We start from the raw sequence: 17,729 nt of genomic DNA, 5'->3' as shown, positions 1-17,729 counted from the left end.
CCCTAAAAATCAGATTCGTCTTCGGGTAAAACATCATCGCTGCCCCCGAAATTTCCTAAAAAACTTACAAAATATTACACAGTTAAACCTTCCACCGTTCGACTCAGGAAGGTTTTCTAGTGGTATAGACTCCCTGCCGATGAGGATTTGTGGAATCGATCGTAGCGTAAAAGCCTTGAGTTGATTTCCGACTTTTATTCCTGGGAATACTACTTCTATCCCGGTAACAGCTTCGCCGTCGATCATCTTTAGGTTACTACTATGTCTTCCCAATCCCCCTGGACGCTTGCTTCTTTGAATTTTCTGGGCGTACTGACTTTGGCAGGTTTAAGCTTCCAAGATATTGCTCTGGCAAATGTACCGGATAGCCTTGCCGTTTACGTTGGTAACGTAGCATCCCGCCCTAGAAATCTTGAAAAGCTTAAAGCTGAGATTCCTGCTGAAGGTTCGACCGAATCCAAATCTTCGACTGCACCTTCAACTACATCTTCGACTGAATCCGAAACTACATCTTCAACTACATCCTCATCAGAATTGTCGGCTCCTGAAGTGCTCCCTGCACCCAAGCTTCCAGAGCTAGAATCGACCGAAACTGCAACTGCAACTTTCCGAGTCGATCGCTTTGACATCACAGGCAGCACAATCTTCAAACCCGAAGATTTCCAATCCGCAACAGCTCCTTATGTCGGGCGAGATCTTACCTTTACGGATCTGCTCCAAGCACGAGCAGCCATCACCAAGCTCTATACGGATCGCGGATACACTACCACTGGCGCATTGATCGAACCCCAAACAATGGAAGACGGGGTTGTCAAGGTTCAAGTTGTGGAAGGGACGCTCGAAGATGTCAAAGTCAATGGAAACCACCGATTAAACGCAGACTACATTCGCAAGCGAATTCAGCTTGGTGCAGGTGCGCCGCTTAATGTTGCTCGCTTGCTCGAAAATCTTCAGCAGCTTCGTCTCGATCCACGAATCAGTAACGTTTCTGCGGATTTACAATCGGGAGTTCGCCCGGGCACAAACTTACTGCAAGTAGATGTCCAAGAGGCAGATAGTTTTAGCGTTAGCACTTCATTTGATAATGGTCGCTCTCCTAGTGTTGGCAGTTTCCGCCGTAAGTTAGAACTGCGAGAAGGTAATCTACTAGGTTTCGGTGATGCGCTGACGTTTGGCTACTCTAATACGCGAGGCAGTAATACGATCGATTTAAACTATACAGTCCCAGTCAATGCCCGGAATGGGGCACTCTGGTTTAGCTATGGCTCCGGTCGTAACAATGTGATTGAAGAACCTTTTAGTGTTCTTGATATTCAATCAAAATCGCGATATTACGAATTTGGGTTTCGTCAACCGTTGCTTCAACGTCCTACTAAAGATTTAGCGATCGGATTGGTTTTCTCTCGTCAAGAAAGCCAAACAGAACTCGGGTTAGATGGCATCGGTGGCTTTCCACTGTCTCCGGGTGCAGACTCAGAGGGACGCACGAAAGTTTCTGCACTGCGATTTTTCCAGGAGTATACACAGCGGAGTACGCAGCATGTATTTGCGTTGCGATCGCAGTTTAGCTTAGGACTCAACTGGCTGAATGCGACCGTGAACGAGAACGCTCCTGATAGTCGCTTCTTTTCTTGGCGGGGGCAAGGTCAATGGCTGAGACAAGTTGCACCTGAAACCTTGTTCTTAGTTCGGGGTGATGTGCAACTTTCGGGCGATTCGATGCTGCCGCTGGAGCAGTTTGGCTTGGGTGGGCAAATGACGGTGCGCGGCTTCCGTCAAGATGCACTGTTAACGGATAGTGGGGCATTGTTGTCGGCTGAGTTTCGGTTTCCGATTGCCCGATCGCGTAATCTCGGAACTTTCCAACTGGCTCCTTTCATTGATTTAGGCACAGGCTGGAACATTGGCAGCGCAAATCCTGAATCCAATACGCTCTTAGGTGCAGGGCTAGGATTGATTTGGCGACAGAGCGATCGTATGTCGGTTCGACTGGATTGGGGGATTCCAATTACGTCTTCTGGGGGCGATAAGCGATCGCTACAAGAGAAAGGACTCTACTTCTCAGTTAACTATACTCCGTTCTAATTTGCCTCAAAGCCTAATCTCTGAAGATTAGGCTTTTTTTACAGCGGTTTCTAAATGAATAAGCCACAATGAGCGAACCAAGCGATTGCATCCTCCTCCGAGATTTTTTCAGTCACAATCTCAGTCAAAGCTTGATTGAGAGCTTCCAAAGATCGGGCTTTAGCAGAGCGTAGTAACTGCTTGAGTTTCGACCAACACCACTCAATCGGAGATAAGTCTGGAGAATAAGGTGGCAGGAAGACAAGTTGTGCGCCAGCAGATTCAATCGCTTGCCGAACTCGTTGAGCATGATGCACAGGAAGATTATCCATGACCACAATTGCTCCGACCCAAAGTTGCGGGATCAACACTTCGAGCAAGTAGACGACAAAGACCTCGGTATTGACACTACCCAGAATCGTCATTGTCGCAATGAGTCCTTCTAGTCCAATGGCACCAGTCAACGAGATGTTTTGTCCAACATTGCGTGGACGGACATCATGCACTCGCTCTCCCTTCGCAGCACGACCATTCATTTGGGTCATGCCCAAATGAATGCCTGCTTCATCGACAAAGACCAGATTGCGAAGGTCAATGCTGAAGCTCCAATGTCGGAATGCAAAACGTAGCGCTTGCACTCGCTTTGTTTCGGCTTCAGTTGCCCTAAATGTTTTTTTTGACGCTCAGGTTCATCTGCTCCAGCACTCGCCACATCGTCGAGATGCCGACTTGAACAGCACATTCTTGTTCGAGTCGCTCACACAATTCCCACAACACAAGGTCAGGTTGCTGTTTCAACCAGTCGGCAATCAGGGCTTGCTCCTTCACACCGATTTTTGCGACGGCTCCACCCCCATGCGGTTTAGGTTGCACCGTCTTCTGCTCTCGGTAGTGGCGCATCAAGTCTCGCACAAACGACAAGCTGACCTTGAACCGTTTTGCCAGTTGGCGTTGACTTCCTTCTTTCGCCTCGTAAGCATCCAGAATGCGTTGGCGTAAATCGACCGAGTAGGCAGCAGGCATTGCTCATTCCTCATGACTGCTGCTAAGGTGCCCATTCTGTGGCAGACCCAATCAGAAACCGCTGTAAGTGAATCGCTGTTTGCAGATATACAACTGAGAACGCCTCTATCACCATTAGGGAGTAGAGGCGTTTAGCAAAGAAGTCAAGACTTATACTTCGCAAATTTAGAAGAGTTCAGCTTTGAATTTCTCATTGATTCGATCAATAATTTCTGCCTCTTCAGCAGTGACCACACCGTCTAGCTGAGCAATTTTCTGACATTGCGCGAGCAGAGAAACAGCAAAATCCTGATTGACTTGATCAAGCAAAGTCTCTAGAGAAGGTGGAGAGTGTAAATTGGCTGCGATCGCTTCGTTAGAAGCGGGACTAAAATTCATTTGCTTCAGGTCTGGAAAAATCTGTTGCCAGGTTGTGTTCGGCTGCCCAGCAACCATTAGATGCACCAAAATCTGATCCATGATGACTTCTTGAGCCATCCCTTCTTTTAGATATGCTTCACCTGCGGATTGAAAGTCTTCTAATGTTGGTGGCAGGGCTGTTTGACTAATTTTTGCCTCATAAAACTGACAGGCTGCATGACCTAACGCATAAAGCATCACGGCATTGCTGCTTGCTCCGATCGCTGCTCCCGCAACGGGTACATTCCGCAGCAAACCTAATCCAGCTTTAATCGCATGTTGTCCACCAAGTGCTAACCCGAAAATCGTTACAACTTCACCTTTCCGTTCCGATGCTTTCAGATCCATTCCATATGCACAGGCTATCTGATAGACCATCTCCGCTTGCAAAGCCATGGTTGCTGCTAAATCGACAACAAAGACCGCAGCTGCGGCTCCAGGTACTAAGCTACTGGCTAAGCCTGTGCCCCCAGCGTAGATTGATTTCTCTACTATGATTCGATGAGCAATGTTGTAAGGCTTTTCGTTTGGATATTTCTCTTTGAGATGTGCAACGTGCGCCTCTGCTCGGACAACATCGACTTGGCTAATGGATGCCAGCACCAAATCCATCTTTAACACTTTGGTTGCTTCTTTCAGCAAAGGGCTATCACTCACGACATCAACGAGATAGCCCACACTTGCTGGAGCTTGCATGACTGTATTGGCGATTGCGCCACCTGCCCCAACTGCGCCAGTTGCTATCGCTTGCCCGGTTTGAGTTGCCGCATTCCCAATCGCCCCTGCGGTTCCAACCACTGCTCCAGTTACGCTTCCTCCGACTTGGGTCGCTGTTTCAGTGACAGCACTTGCTGCACTTGCGATCGCGCCAAACATTGATCCAAACATTGAAGTGCTTGGTTTTGAAGCGATCTGAAATTCTTCCTGCCAGTCAGGAAACTCTTCGTCTGCTTGCTTGCCAAAAACTTTGACGATCGCAATCTCAGAATTCTGCAATTTGGCAATCTCTTGACGAATGAATTCTACTGATGTCTGCTGATCAGGAGTCTGTGCGCCTTCAAGGACAATCTTTAAACAACGATCTTTCAATACTGTCTTTGCTTCAATCTGTTGTGGGTGAAGATGCTGATTGATCAGAGTTGCAATTGCCGTAGTTGTATCACCTTGTTGGGCAAGTGCTGTCAGGTTGGATTGGGAATTCATAATCGCAGTTTCTGCATGATTTCCTCAAAATTCCCTCATTACGTTTTTCTATAACGTAATCCCAGTCTTTGTTATAGAGAGCTAGACAGTAGGTGTTAATGGTTAATGTTGAGTTCTTCTCGATCGGGATAAATTGCCAGTAGCTCGATTACCCGACGAACAGTAAGGCGGAGATTACGAATGCAGGGTTGTCCATTCATCCGCTTCGGATTACTGGTAATACGATCTAACTTTATGGGAAGCACCGCAATGGTTCATCATTATCTTAGCTTTGAGTTTTGTCACACACTCTATCGGTGAGCATCACGATTAAAAGCAAGACTGCTATAGAGATGAAAGGCGGAACTCCAAAGGGCGTGATCGTACTCTTGCACATGAGCAGGCAACCTTTCGAGCAACATTGGAAACTCGATCGCGGTTTCTCCAAAGCTACTAAAATCTGCCCATAACGGCTGTTTGAGAAGCTGCTCATTTAGGAAGTTTTTCAAGCTATTCCAGTGCTGGCGATTCATCGCTTGATCAAGTTCGATCGTGGCATCTCCCATTGCGCCAAATTCAATCCCTTGATCAAACTGATAGCGCCAATCACACATGCGCAGAATACAACGACGCTTTGGTAGATGCAGATCATACACTTGCAGATAGTCCAACGTTTCTGCTTTACTGCGTCGTTTAACTTCTCTGCCTAGGATGACATCGGTTACATTTTCTAGAATCGGTAACTGTCCCTCAACTCGCTGACTCACTTCTGACCAATCAAAGCTCAGTGAGCCTAGTTGTCCTTGCTGATTTTGACAAACCACGATCGCTTGAGGCGCATAGTCTTCAAAATACTGCACTTCAAAGACTGAAACCTGTTGTAAATCGACCTCAGTTACGCAGAATGCCGGAATATTCGCGGTTCTGAGTTGTTCGGTGTAGAGATTCATTTCTCCGATCGCACCTAAGCGATAAATCTTCCAACCGCGATTTGGTAGGTGCAATCGAGCCGTGTACACATCCAAATTCATGATTTGAGCCAGAGCTTTTGCCGCTTGAGCACGAATTTCCGGCGCGATCGCTTCAAGAATCAATAAGCCCGGTTCTGTATTTTGAGGATCAGATTTGGCGGCCGCGATCGCTTGTTGACGTTTGACTTGTAATCGCGCTTCAATGCGTTGCAGTCCTTGCCGCGCGTGAGACACAATTTTCGGATGTGTGACACTTTTCAACAGTTGCTGGTAGATTGCTGTTGCATTTTCAAAATGTTCTGACACTTCGTACAAACGCGCTTTGTAGATATGCCCCCAAGGGTTTTGAGGTGATTCTTTGAGGAATTCTTTTAGCAAACGAGCGGCAAGATTGTAATCTCGACGATCGAACGCCGCAGCAATTTGATCCAGCGACATACATTAATGCGAAAATCTGCTCTTCTAGTCTTCACTCGCAGCGCGGCTTTCTACCATTCCGGCAATCAGAGAAAGGGCTGTGACCGGAGCCGTGACTGCTCTTAAAATGCGTTTTCCTAATGTGACAGGCTGATATTGTTTTGCGATCGCCAGTTCAATTTCTTGCGCTGTCCAACCGCCTTCACAGCCGATCGCGATCATGACCGATTTGCCCAACTCACAATTGAGTAAATGCTGAGAGGAGCCGCGCTCGGCACAGAGATATTTTGAATCAGCTTGCAGATCTAATGCAGTTTTGAAGGGCAACGGTTCTAAAATCGTGGGCACAATTTGCCGCTCGGATTGTTCAGCAGCTTCTTGAGCAATGCGCCGCCAGCGATCGAGTTTATTACCACTGGGATTGAGTAACGTGCGATCGCTGATCACGGGCACGATACAACTGACACCGAGTTCGGTTACTTGTCGAACTACGTCATCAAATCCGGTTTTCGGCAGCGCTAACATCAACGTGACCGAGACTGTTAGCTCTGATGATGCGTGAATTGATTCAATCAATGTGGCTTGATCTGATTCTAGAATGGCAGCCCAAGTTTGACCTTTGCCATCGAGTGCAATAAAGCGATCGCCATTTTTCAATCTCAACACGCGTTGAAGATAATGCTGCTGTTCTGAAGATAAAGCAACGATTGAACCTTTGACCTGAGATTCAACAATCACTAGCCTTTGGAGTTGGGACATCTGAACAAACACAAAAAAACAGGCACAGGGTTAAAACCGAGTGCCTGTTTATTATCAATCGATCGGGTTACACCTCGACCGGAGTTTCTTGTCTGGGTCTTGCAGGTGGAGCTTCTATAGGTGTTGGAACCCCTCCTGTAATAATCCGCGCCCCGCGTGCCCGAGTGATATAGTTCCACGCCCACTGAATCATCACGACGAGCTTATTATCAAACTCGATCAGGAAGTAAACGTGTGCCACAATCCAAATAAACCAGGCGATGAATCCCGACAGGTGGAATCCGCCGACATTCGCAACGGCTTTATTTTGTGCAATGACTGCAAGGCTGCCCAAGTCTTGGTATTTAAACACGGGTAGTGTTTTATTCTCGACTCGCGCCTTGATCAATTTGGCAACAAATTTTCCTGCTTGCATTGCGACGGGGGCAATCCCAGGCAACGGTTTGCCTTCTGAATCTGCCCAGTGTGCTAAATCGCCAATCACGAAGATATTTGGATGATTCGGAACACTCATATCCGGCTCAACCATCACCCGACCAGCGCGATCGAGTGATGCCCCAGTCCGATCAGAAATCACTCGACCTACGCCTGAGGCTTTCACCCCAGCCGCCCAAATGATCGTCTTGGCAGAAATTACTTCCCGCTCGTCGTTGTATTCCAACGTCACGGTTTCGCCATCGATGTTGATCACCTTGGTCTTCGTCCGCACCGTTACCCCTAGTTTTTCAAGGGATTCAGCCGCTTTGACCGACAAATCAGCCGGATACGGAGGCAAAACTCGATCCAAGCCTTCAACGAGCAGAATTTGAGCTTCTGTCGTATCGATGCTCCGAAAATCATTCTTCAGCGTTTCTTTTGCAAGTTCTGCGATCGCGCCTGCAATCTCAACTCCGGTTGGACCCGCACCCACGACCATAAAGGTCAGCAGCGATCGGCGCTTTTCGGGATCAGTCTCTTTCTCGGCTGCTTCAAATGCCGAGAAAATCCGGCGACGCATTTCGACTGCATCTTCGACCGTCTTCAGACCCGGTGCATCGTCTTTCCATTGGTCATTGCCAAAGTAGTGATGGCTTGCACCCGTTGCCACGATTAAGCTGTCGTAAGGAATCGTGCCACGTCGAGTCACAACTTGATGATTCTCAGGATCAATATCGATCGCTTCTTCCATCAAAACGCGAGCATTTTTCTGACGGCTGAGCACAGAGCGCAGCGGTGAAGAAATGTCCGCTGGCGAAAGTGTCCCAGTCGCAACTTGATAGAGGAGCGGTTGGAACAGATGAAAATTGCGTTTATCAATGAGCGTTACTTCAACATCGGCGCGGTTGAGGCTTTGAGCGGCATATAAGCCCCCAAATCCACCCCCGATAATAACCACACGATGCTTGGGCGGTGTTGTCACAGGTTCCATAGGTTGTCAACAATGCTGATGTGGGAAGGCAGTTACGTAAAGCGCACTCTGAACGGCAGAAACAATCCGAAGAGCCAAAAATCCGTAATAAAAACGTGTGTCTAACTCATCGATCGCTGTCCCTCGCTCCTCGTTCAAAAATGCCCGATCTCTACTCAAGTGTAATTAGCCCGTTCGTAAATTTGTGACAAATTGTAACTGAAATTGGGATATTTTACTATTTCGTCACAATGTCTTGATGATTCGAGTCGCTTCTTTCATCTTCTACGGACTTCTTAAGGCGAAACAGGACGAATTAGAGAGTGTCCTATTTTTTATCCTACGTATCCGAATTAAACACTACCGTTAGAGACATCAAAACCGTTCTTGAATTTAGAGGTCACCATGCAAAAGTATGATAGTTCCACTCAAGCTCACAGCAGCGCTTGGATTTTTCAGTCTTGGGCATCGTTTGTGATTTCACTGTCAGCGACGACGATCGGGATTTGTTATCTCCCGGTTGATGGCTGGGTGAAAGGTTACATCGGCATGGGAACGATTTTCACAGTGGCATCTACCTTTAGCGTGGCAAAGACGACTCGCGATATGCACGAAGCGAAACGAATCATTTCACGAGTCGATGAAGCGAAATTAGAACGAATGTTAGCGGAACACGATCCCTTCAATAAGTAGTTAAGTAGGAAATAGAGGAAGAGAGTTGGAAAAGTGGGAGGCAGTTTTCCCCCACTCCCCACTCCCCACTCCCTACTTTGACTAGAATATTGTCAGTTCTTACCGATCCCGCCCCGCATGACTCAACCGCCTCTGCCCCCTCGCCGTTCCCAAACCGTCCTCGGCACGCTCACTCAAGCTGTGAAGACCACCTTCACGCGGATCGACTTTTCTAAGCTGAAGTTGAAGCCAAATGCGCGAGTGCCAGAGCTGTTGATTCAAGATGCTGACGCTCCAAAAGCACAAGTTTTTCCGCTTTTGGGCGATCGCTATACGGTGGGGCGCAGTTCTAAGTCTTGCGATATTGTGGTGCGCAATCCCGTGGTCAGCCAAGTTCATGCGGTGATTAAGCGCGATCGCAAACGGAAATTTTTAGGATTGCCTACACGATCGAGATTTGTGATTCGCGATGAAGGGTCAACGAATGGCATGTATCGCGGCAAACGCAAGCTGAAATCGACGATTCTTTACAACGGAGACATTATTACGCTTGGGCCGCCTGAACTTGCGGCAGCCGTTCGAGTCCAATATAAAGACCCCTTGCCCTGGTATCTAAAAGCAGTTCGATATGGATTGTTTGGGATAAGTGGGTTGAGCGCGATCGCAACGTTAGCGATCGCCTTTGAGTGGCAAAGATTTTCTGTCTATCCGTTGCCCGAATCGGTTCAAGGACCAGTCGTGGTGAATTCGCGAGATGGTCAACCTTTGCGGACACCAAGAACCGATCGACATATTGAAATTCAAAATCTCTCGGAGTTTTCGCCCTACTTGCCGAGAGCCGTTATGGCGTCTGAAGATTCTCGCTATTACTGGCATTTTGGGGTCGATCCGATCGGGACACTTCGCGCGGTCGTTACGAACGTTCGAGGCGGCGAGATTCGAGAAGGCGGAAGTACGATCACTCAGCAACTTGCGAGAAGTGTTTTTCCAGATTACGTGGGACGGCAAGATTCGGCGGCTCGGAAGATTCGAGAAGCGATCGTCTCACTCAAACTCGAAACCGTTTATAGCAAAAACTTTCTGCTCAGAATGTATTTGAACCGAGTTTATCTGGGCAGCGGGATTTACGGATTTGAAGATGCGGCTCAGTTCTACTTTGGTAAAGCGTCTAAAGATTTAACGTTATCCGAAGCCGCCACACTGGTGGGAATTTTGCCTGCGCCGAACAGTTTTAACCCAGTGACCAACTACAAAGCGGCAGTTGAATATCGCGATCGCGTGTTGGAACGGATGGCACAACAAGGCATGGTGTCTCAAGAAGAAGCCGATCGTGCTCGTCGATCGCGGATCGAAATTAGTCCAAAAGCACGGCAAGAATTGCAGGGATCAATTGCGCCTTATTTCTACAGTGCAGTGTTTGATGAACTGGATTCTTTGCTCGGCGGGAGATTGGCGAGAGAGGGGAATTTCATTGTTGAAACAGGACTCGATCGTAAAATGCAAGCCGCTGCTGAGCGCAGTCTAAAAAATAGCGTTGAAACGAACGGAGCGAGTGCTGGATATTCTCAAGGCGCAGTGGTGACGATCGATGCGAAAACCGGAGCAGTCCTGGCACTGGTCGGCGGTGTGGATTATCAAGAAAGTCAATTTAACCGCGTGACTCAAGCCCTACGTCAACCCGGATCAACCTTCAAAATTTTTGCTTACGCCGCTGCCCTAGAACAAGGCATTTCTCCCGGAACCACCTACTCTTGTGCGCCTCTAAACTGGGGAGGACAGACTTTTGCGGGATGTTCAGGCGGTGGGGATTTCTATACGGGTATGGCTCAATCGTTGAATGTTGTTGCGCTGCGAGTGGCTCAAGATGTGGGCTTAGATAAAGTGGTGCAGATGGCACAGCGCATGGGCGTGCAATCCACCTTGAAAGCCGTTCCGGGTTTAGTCTTAGGACAGAGTGAAACGACTCCTTTGGAAATGACCAGCGCGTTTGGAGTCTTGGCAAACGAAGGCGTTCGGAATCGTCCGCATACGATTAAACGCATTATCGATAGTGGGGATTGTCAAAATCGTCAAGATATCTCGACGTGTCGAGTGATTTATCAGGCGGATCAAGATAGTGAGAATAATGCACAAGTGATCCAGCCTGAAGTCGCCAATACGATGACAACATTGCTGCGTGGGGTTGTGCAATCAGGCACGGGGCGCAGTGCGGCGATCGGGCTTGGCGAAGTGGGCAAAACGGGAACCACCAACGACAACAAAGATCTCTGGTTTATTGGCTATGTCCCCAGTCAGAAGATTGTCACGGGGGTTTGGCTCGGAAACGACGATAATAAGCCGACTGACGGAAATAGTGGCTTAGCGGCAAAACTCTGGGGCGATTACATGCGACAAGTTGTACGGTGAAATTTTCATAGGCTGAAAGGAGGATCGATCGCAAGAGCAGGATGTTCCGAAGTGTTCGGGGATCGCGTCCATGCTCATTTCAGCTTCACGAATCTTGAATTGGATAGCTCCGAAGAAATACGGACAGATAAATTTCATCTATTGGCGATTTAGTCAATTGTGTAGAGAAATTGCCATTTGAATCTGAAATTGGCTCAATTTCAGGCGTTTTTAATTATTATTTCAGTAGAAAAACCTCTACCTGAAGGTAGATTGTCTAAAAACTTTGTGAAACCTTTAATGTTGTCAAGTGTGAAAACACTGGCTCTCCCCTACTACCAGACTGAGATGACTAAGATCAGGGCGCAAGTTCAATCATTTTTGTCGATCGACACCTTGTCCGAATCGTGTGATTCCCAATTTTTTTGTGAAACTATGACATCCTCCCTTTTAAGTAAAATTCCACCTGAGCGAGTCGGTCTGACTGGCGAATATGACCACAGTGGTTTAGCAAAACGAGTTTTACAGGCTTTTCAAGCTGAATTTTCTTCTGAGGAGCTAGAAGGTGTCAGAGTCACGCAACGCGGCAAGATTGTGGTTCTGCTCGGGAGTGTGGCAGACGATCACATGCTGGCGAGATTGGTCTGGATTGCTCTGCGAGCCGAGGGCGCGATCGGGGTTGAAACGACCGGAATTCGGCTCAAATAATCTCAAATTCAGTTCCATAGGTCGATTTCAAATCGCAGGTGTCGTGATCGACGAGATTGGTGTCGCTAAGTTCGAGATTGTAAAAGTCAACGACATCGCTATCGAAGTAAGGTCCGGCATGCCAGGTTCCGAGATCGAGCTTGATGAAACAATTGCCGGGAATTCGGAAGGCAGTCAGATCTGCGATCGCGGGTGCAGCGGCTTCAGATGGAGGTGCGACGGCGATTAGCCATTCTCTGCCTTCTAAAGCGCCGAGACACTGCGTGCATTGCTGATGACGGGTGATTTTATGAAACGTTCTCCCCCGATGCTGCAATCGCATAATGTAGAACCGGGGGATGCCATTTTGCAGGTGAAGTTGGGCATCTTCTCGATCGAAAGTTTTGCCATCGACAGAGGCTTGAATCACTTGTCCAAAGGGGCGGAAGCTTTCAGGGGTAATCAGATTTGCTTGAAGCTGCATTGATCTCTTTCCAACGGTTTATGGTGAACCTTTCTTGGGATTGACGATCGAGGGAATTCATTCCTTCTAGGATTCATACGTCGTCAATGTTGAGGATATGACTGATGAATAGATTAAACCGAGTTGTGCGCGAAATTCGCCGAATTGTATTGGTGATTTTTATTGTAGGAATTGCTGTAATTGCACCGATGCAGGCAGCTCATGCAGCCGATCCATCCTATTCTCCAGGTGCGCCGGATAGCCCCAGTGCTAAGCAAAGAACGATCTATGAAGGGAAAGGAGCATCGAGTGCTGAGGCTCAACCGGGCGCAAAGCAAATGATGCAGAAGATCAATCGCGACTTGGATAGCAATAACAGCGATCGTCCTAAAACGACGGGTGAATGGAATCGCGAAGCTCGTGAAACTGAGGGTAATCTTGGACAACGGGTGAAGCGGATTGCTGAGGAAACGAAGGAAGCCGTGAAAGATTTCGGACAAGTGTATCCGGATACGGCAGAGCGCAGTGGCGATGCATTGCAAGAGAGTCTCGATCGCTCGAACTAATTTGCTTTGATTGCAACTGGATGTTGACCGTAGTAGGGGAGCGCTTCTGACCAATGGGGGCGCTCCCCTTTTTGCCACTGTTGCAGCGCGATCTCTAAGATTCCCTCAACATACTGCCCTTGTTCTGAACCGACCTCAATTCGGCGATCGATGGAATGCTGATCCAGAGCATCTCTCCATTGCTCAGTTGTCATCACGGCATCCGATTGAATTGCTTCGCCATTTCGGTAGATTGCTGTGTGGAGTTCACCTCGCTGAGCAGGCATCTGTAGCGCGATCGTGCCTGTGTGACCTGATGCAACGGCTGCCAAACTCGAAACCCCGAACAGGGGAATTTCTAACTGTTGGGCTAAAGTGCGAGCTAGCACTACACCGATTCGAGTTCCCGTAAAGCCTCCCGGCCCGATCGCCACGGCAATAAAGGCTAAATCTTGCCAGGTTTGAGGGGCGAGAAATTCGACTAGATGGGTGTGTAATAGACTTGATAGGTCGCGTCCTAGGGGTTGAACCGACAATCGAGATTCACCTGAGAGAGAAGCGATCGCGAGTCCTAAATCAGGACTACTGGTATGAATTGCAAGGGCAAAGTTTGGCATAAGGGAAGGGATGGATCAATCGAGAGAATGCGTTGCGACTTCGTTCCACACTCGCTTCAGTAAAGAATGTTCGGCTTCAGTAGCTTTCGTAGGTTGAGCGAAGTCAGAACCTCATGCCTACGAACTGGTTTTAATTCGACTCTTCTTGAACGGGTGGCTTTTTCGCAATCAAAGCTTGGCGAAATCCCAAAACCACTAAAATGTTTGACAACGTGAGAAAAGACTCTGCACTGCCATGTAGCCAATCTACATCTGCAAGCTGCTTGCCGTAATGAATCTTGGCATAAATTCCCGCTGGAATTGTGATCGCAACAAATACAAGTGTCATGTAAAAGCCAATCAGGGCGAGTCGAGGCGTTTTACCCGATCGCGTTAAAAACCACAAAAACCCCAAGTAGGGAAACAGCGACATTGCAAAAAGCGTTTCTTTAGAAATCATGATTCCGAATTTTGAGTAGAGCGCCAAATCCACCAGCCCGCTGCACAACAGGTACAGTTTCCAACGACGGTCATCGCTGCTTGAAGGGTAACGAGCCAATCGAGCGCAGGTGGATTGTCAAAGAAATGCCAGGTACAAGCGCACATTGCGCTGACGAGTGCAGGCAACATTCCAAAAGAGAGCGATCGCCAAACCAAATCGCCACTTACTTCGGCATATCGCCAAATCAGCCAAATTGCTGCAATCCATTCGATGACGCTGGAAACGTGAATAATCCAAGTGGGAATTGAGAGAGCCGTCATAGTAGAGTGAGAGACACTCGTTCAATTCTAGAGGTTTCGAGCCTCGCTAATTTAAGAAATTGCGAGTTTCAGCCAGCTAAACAAATCGCCGACAGTTAGCTGCAAGTTTGACATAAAAGCAGGAACGGGTAGCAAATGTTCTGGTTCCTGAAGAAAGTCGGGTTGTTGACCGGATGGATAGGCAAAAACTGATTTCAATTTGGGATCAATGAGCCAGCCCATTTGGCAGCCAAACTTCAGACAGTGCAAACTATTTGCTGTGACCTTCGATTGATTTTGGTCGGGAGAAAGAATCTCAATTGTCCAATCAGGAGCAGCATTGAACGTGTTCGCAATATCTCCCTCCTCATCTAAAGGAATTCGATTCCAAGTAAAGACTGCAATATCAGGCACGATTGAGCGGTCTCCAAAGGTGCAGCGCAGTTCTGGAAGGTCAATTCCCCAACGTGCTGATGATTTGGAATATTGCATCATCATAGCGATTCCGACGATCGCCAACTCAGGAATGAACGGGTCGATCGCTTCACTGCATCATTTCCGCGAGCGCAACGACTTTTTGATGGTGTAGAAAACGACTTGATTGGGCTTGAGAGATGAATCATCCAAATAATCTAGGTGGGAATTGAGAGAGCCGTCATAAAAGTCGTAAAGTGATCCTGTCTAATTCTAGAAGCTCTTAGGCTCCGAATATGCGTGTTGTTTTATGCGGCTACTATGGCATGGGAAATGCTGGGGATGAAGCCTTGCTCGCTTCGCTTCTGCAACTTCTCCCGAAACAGGTTGAGCCGATCGTGCTTTCCGGCGATCCGGCTCAGACGCGCGATCGCTACGGTGTCGAAAGCTGTCATCGCAAATCTTTTCCAGAAGTATTCAGCGCATTACGACGATCGCAAGCCTTTATCTGGGGCGGCGGCAGTTTGATGCAGGATTCCACCAGTGCAATGAATCCCATCTATTACGGTGGTTTGATGCGCTTAGCGCAGTTCATGGGGTTGAAAACGATCGCTTGGGCACAGGGAATTGGGCCGCTTCAGCGATCGTGGGTCAAAGGTTTTACAAAATCGACGTTTCAACGTTGCACAAAAGTCAGCGTTCGAGATCAGGCTTCGGCTGCTTTATTGAATCAGTGGCAAATTCCTTTCACTCTTGCGCCTGATCCCGTTTGGGCAATGGAATCGACTCCAGTTGAGGGCTTATGGAATTTACCTGCGCCGCGAGTAGCAGTGAATTTGCGATCGCACAAACATCTCACGCCAGAGCGAATTGCAGTTTTCACCCGTGCATTGATTGATTTTCAAAAAGCGACGCAGACGTGTCTATTACTTCTGCCGTTTCAAGCGAGCCAAGATTTTGCCCTCGCTCAATCGCTGCATGAAGCACTTCCCGAAGTTAGTCATATTTTGCAGATCAAACACCCGCAAGAATTAAAAGGCGTGTTTCGAGGCGTGGAAATGACGATCGCGATGCGACTACATGCCTTGATCATGGCAGCGTCAGAAGGCTGTCGCTGTTTTGGACTAAGCTACGACCCGAAAGTGACTCAACTCATGAGCGATCTAGAGATGGCAGGATGTGCGATCGCAGGTTTGCCAACAGATCCAAATGAGTTGAGTCACCTATGGCTCGAGCTTTATGCCAATGGCGACTCACTCTCAGAGAATCAAATTCATTCCTTAGTCGATCGAGCTTTCTTTCATCAAACTATTCTTGAAGAAGTGTTAGGTAGCGCTGACCGTTAGGCTTCCCGGTTTCGCAGGATCACCATGAAGAGTGATGCCACGATTGTTCGCCGCTAAATGTCGCACAATTTTGTAAACGGATTCAACATCATCTGGCACACCTGCATTGAGTGCCAAAGTTGCAAGTGGAATTGGTGTGTTCTCTTTTTTGAGGGCTTCCATCACCTTGCTTTGAACATCCAAAACAACCGCAGCAGCTTTCTTACCTGCTTCTACACCTGGTTGATGGTATGAATTGATATTGACTAAAAATCCGTATAGACCCACAGCCCGATCGTATAACGCAATCAAAGCTCCAACCATTCGCGGGGTCACTTCTGGAATCGTTAAAGTGATGGAATCCCGTTCATTTTCATACAAAGCTTTACGAGTTCCTTGGAGCAATCCAGAAAGATAATCGCCCGAAGTAACACCAGGTTCAACTTCGATCGAAGCACTCGATCGATCTTTCAAAACTTCAATAAAGGTGAGAAAGAAATTCGGCACACCCTCCCGCAGTTGTTGAACATAAGCGTGCTGATCGGTTGTGCCTTTGTTGCCATAGACTGCGATGCCTTGATGCACCACATTGCCATCGAGATCCTTTTCTTTGCCCAAGGATTCCATGACTAGCTGCTGAAGATAGCGGCTGAACAAGAGCAAGCTGTCTTTGTACGGCAAGACCACCATATCTTTTTTGCCTTTGCCATCGCCGGAAAAGTACCAGCAAAGCGCGAGCAGTGCCGCTGGATTGGATTTGAGATCAGGAATGCGCGTGGCGATATCCATTTCTTTCGCGCCTTCTAGCATTTCGTGAATGTTGATGCCTTGCAGGGCTGCGGGAACCAGTCCAACGGCTGAGAGTTCTGATGTTCGACCGCCCACCCAATCGTGCATCGGGAAGGTAGTGATCCAGCCTTCGGATTTTGCTAATTGGTCGAGATTGCTGCCTGTTCCGGTGATTGCGATCGCTTGCTTGCTAAAATCCAACCCTTTTTCTTGGAAGGCGTTCTGAACTTCTAGCATGCCGTTCCGAGGCTCTGGAGTGCCACCGGATTTAGAAATCACAACGACCAGAGTCGTGCTTAAGCGATCGCCCAATTTGGCTAAGACGCGATCGATTCCGGCGGGATCAGTGTTATCGATAAAATGGATTGCCATTGCAGGCGCATCCGCACTCAAGGCTTCGGCTACAAATTGAGGACCGAGCGCTGATCCCCCAATCCCGATCGATAAGACATCGGTAAATTTGGTGGCACTCGGGGGATGGATTGCACCAGAATGAACATCGTGCGTGAACGATTCGATTTGCTGAATCGTTTCGACGATATCTTTTTTCAGATCCGCATTCGGGGCAAGGTCGGAATTTCTCAGCCAGTAATGTCCGACCATACGATTTTCGTCTGGATTCGCGATCGCGCCTGCTTCGAGGTCTTTCATCTGAGCAAAAGCGTGCTCGAATTTTGGCAGCATCGTTTCTACAAAGCGATCGTCAAACCGCATTCGGCTGATATCGAGATAGAAGTCTAACCCCTCGTGATAATACAGCCAGTCTTGATAGCGTTGCCAAAGTGCAGAAGCAGTCATACCCGTAGCCCTCAATTTGTAGCTCTGATGATTAGTTTATAAGGGGTGGGGTGGTCAGGAGTAGACGATAGGGAAGATTTAAGGAAAATTGGGGAGTGGGGGAGAGAATTTT

Annotated in this window: 19 protein-coding genes; 6 read left to right on the top strand and 13 right to left on the bottom strand. The window is 48.1% G+C overall.

The features are described 5' to 3' along the window. Positions 1 to 261 precede the first annotated feature (261 nt). A complete protein-coding gene (locus LEPBO_RS0102745) occupies positions 262 to 2,085 on the top strand; it encodes a ShlB/FhaC/HecB family hemolysin secretion/activation protein (protein WP_017286001.1) in 1,824 nt (607 codons plus the stop codon). A gap of 50 nt (positions 2,086 to 2,135) precedes the next feature. On the opposite strand, the gene LEPBO_RS0102740 is transcribed toward LEPBO_RS0102745, so the two are convergent. The 7 genes from LEPBO_RS0102740 to LEPBO_RS0102715 all read right to left on the bottom strand — a co-directional run bounded on the left by LEPBO_RS0102740 (position 2,136) and on the right by LEPBO_RS0102715 (position 8,223). Further along, entirely contained in the window at positions 2,136 to 2,702 is a 567-nt protein-coding gene (locus LEPBO_RS0102740) for an IS630 family transposase (RefSeq protein ID WP_017286000.1), read from the bottom strand. A gap of 25 nt (positions 2,703 to 2,727) precedes the next feature. After that, positions 2,728 to 3,087: a helix-turn-helix domain-containing protein gene (locus LEPBO_RS0102735; protein ID WP_017285999.1), complete on the bottom strand. Its 360-nt coding sequence runs from the start codon at positions 3,085 to 3,087 to the stop codon at positions 2,728 to 2,730. A gap of 165 nt (positions 3,088 to 3,252) precedes the next feature. Further along, positions 3,253 to 4,689 carry a hypothetical protein gene (locus LEPBO_RS0102730; protein WP_017285998.1) on the bottom strand — a complete coding sequence of 479 codons (1,437 nt, stop codon included), beginning with the start codon at positions 4,687 to 4,689 and terminating at the stop codon, positions 3,253 to 3,255. A gap of 95 nt (positions 4,690 to 4,784) precedes the next feature. After that, positions 4,785 to 4,934 (bottom strand): DUF433 domain-containing protein, encoded by a 150-nt coding sequence (locus LEPBO_RS40780; RefSeq protein WP_239741264.1) that lies wholly within the window; start codon positions 4,932 to 4,934, stop codon positions 4,785 to 4,787. Positions 4,935 to 4,979: 45 nt separating this feature from the next. After that, on the bottom strand, positions 4,980 to 6,077 hold the full coding sequence (locus LEPBO_RS0102725; protein WP_017285997.1) for a tetratricopeptide repeat protein: 1,098 nt from the start codon (positions 6,075 to 6,077) through the stop codon (positions 4,980 to 4,982). 24 nt (positions 6,078 to 6,101) lie between these two features. Beyond that, positions 6,102 to 6,815 (bottom strand): 16S rRNA (uracil(1498)-N(3))-methyltransferase, encoded by a 714-nt coding sequence (locus tag LEPBO_RS0102720; RefSeq protein WP_017285996.1) that lies wholly within the window; start codon positions 6,813 to 6,815, stop codon positions 6,102 to 6,104. Between the two features lie 67 nt (positions 6,816 to 6,882). Continuing rightward, positions 6,883 to 8,223 (bottom strand): NAD(P)/FAD-dependent oxidoreductase, encoded by a 1,341-nt coding sequence (locus LEPBO_RS0102715; protein ID WP_017285995.1) that lies wholly within the window; start codon positions 8,221 to 8,223, stop codon positions 6,883 to 6,885. Between the two features lie 384 nt (positions 8,224 to 8,607). Between LEPBO_RS0102715 and LEPBO_RS0102710 the strand changes: the two genes are divergently transcribed. The 3 genes from LEPBO_RS0102710 (at position 8,608) to LEPBO_RS42175 (ending at position 11,967) form a co-directional block, all read left to right on the top strand. Continuing rightward, a complete protein-coding gene (locus LEPBO_RS0102710) occupies positions 8,608 to 8,895 on the top strand; it encodes a YiaA/YiaB family inner membrane protein (protein ID WP_017285994.1) in 288 nt (95 codons plus the stop codon). A gap of 117 nt (positions 8,896 to 9,012) precedes the next feature. Continuing rightward, positions 9,013 to 11,280 (top strand): PBP1A family penicillin-binding protein, encoded by a 2,268-nt coding sequence (locus LEPBO_RS0102705; protein ID WP_017285993.1) that lies wholly within the window; start codon positions 9,013 to 9,015, stop codon positions 11,278 to 11,280. Between the two features lie 414 nt (positions 11,281 to 11,694). After that, positions 11,695 to 11,967: a hypothetical protein gene (locus tag LEPBO_RS42175; protein WP_144056127.1), complete on the top strand. Its 273-nt coding sequence runs from the start codon at positions 11,695 to 11,697 to the stop codon at positions 11,965 to 11,967. Here the strand turns inward: LEPBO_RS42175 and LEPBO_RS0102695 are convergent. After that, positions 11,960 to 12,430: an ureidoglycolate lyase gene (locus tag LEPBO_RS0102695; protein ID WP_017285991.1), complete on the bottom strand. Its 471-nt coding sequence runs from the start codon at positions 12,428 to 12,430 to the stop codon at positions 11,960 to 11,962. The genes LEPBO_RS42175 and LEPBO_RS0102695 overlap by 8 nt on opposite strands. Positions 12,431 to 12,534: 104 nt before the next feature. Between LEPBO_RS0102695 and LEPBO_RS39730 the strand changes: the two genes are divergently transcribed. Continuing rightward, positions 12,535 to 12,975 carry a hypothetical protein gene (locus LEPBO_RS39730; protein WP_017285990.1) on the top strand — a complete coding sequence of 147 codons (441 nt, stop codon included), beginning with the start codon at positions 12,535 to 12,537 and terminating at the stop codon, positions 12,973 to 12,975. Here LEPBO_RS39730 and tsaB read toward each other — a convergent pair. From tsaB to LEPBO_RS0102670, 4 genes are all read right to left on the bottom strand, one after another. Next, complete coding sequence (gene tsaB, locus LEPBO_RS0102685) at positions 12,972 to 13,571, bottom strand: tRNA (adenosine(37)-N6)-threonylcarbamoyltransferase complex dimerization subunit type 1 TsaB (protein WP_017285989.1); 600 nt, start codon at positions 13,569 to 13,571, stop codon at positions 12,972 to 12,974. The genes LEPBO_RS39730 and tsaB overlap by 4 nt on opposite strands. Before the next feature lie 130 nt (positions 13,572 to 13,701). Then, positions 13,702 to 14,010 carry a DUF3593 domain-containing protein gene (locus LEPBO_RS0102680; RefSeq protein ID WP_017285988.1) on the bottom strand — a complete coding sequence of 103 codons (309 nt, stop codon included), beginning with the start codon at positions 14,008 to 14,010 and terminating at the stop codon, positions 13,702 to 13,704. Next, a complete protein-coding gene (locus LEPBO_RS0102675; RefSeq protein WP_017285987.1) occupies positions 14,007 to 14,312 on the bottom strand; it encodes a DUF2499 domain-containing protein in 306 nt (101 codons plus the stop codon). The genes LEPBO_RS0102680 and LEPBO_RS0102675 overlap by 4 nt, the downstream gene beginning before the upstream one ends. Before the next feature lie 51 nt (positions 14,313 to 14,363). Next, on the bottom strand, positions 14,364 to 14,789 hold the full coding sequence (locus LEPBO_RS0102670; RefSeq protein ID WP_017285986.1) for a Uma2 family endonuclease: 426 nt from the start codon (positions 14,787 to 14,789) through the stop codon (positions 14,364 to 14,366). Positions 14,790 to 15,001: 212 nt separating this feature from the next. Here LEPBO_RS0102670 and csaB point away from each other — a divergent pair, with 212 nt between their 5' ends. After that, entirely contained in the window at positions 15,002 to 16,051 is a 1,050-nt protein-coding gene (csaB, locus tag LEPBO_RS0102665) for a polysaccharide pyruvyl transferase CsaB (protein ID WP_017285985.1), read from the top strand. Here csaB and LEPBO_RS0102660 read toward each other — a convergent pair. Then, positions 16,031 to 17,617: a glucose-6-phosphate isomerase gene (locus tag LEPBO_RS0102660; RefSeq protein WP_017285984.1), complete on the bottom strand. Its 1,587-nt coding sequence runs from the start codon at positions 17,615 to 17,617 to the stop codon at positions 16,031 to 16,033. The two genes, csaB and LEPBO_RS0102660, sit on opposite strands and share 21 nt — an antisense overlap. Positions 17,618 to 17,729 lie beyond the last annotated feature (112 nt).

It is taken from the genome of Leptolyngbya boryana PCC 6306, from assembly GCF_000353285.1.
GTDB classification, from domain to species: Bacteria; Cyanobacteriota; Cyanobacteriia; order Leptolyngbyales; family Leptolyngbyaceae; genus Leptolyngbya; species Leptolyngbya boryana.
The sequence above is the reverse complement of the archived record's forward strand: the minus strand, read 5'-3'. Positions and strand labels throughout refer to the sequence as shown.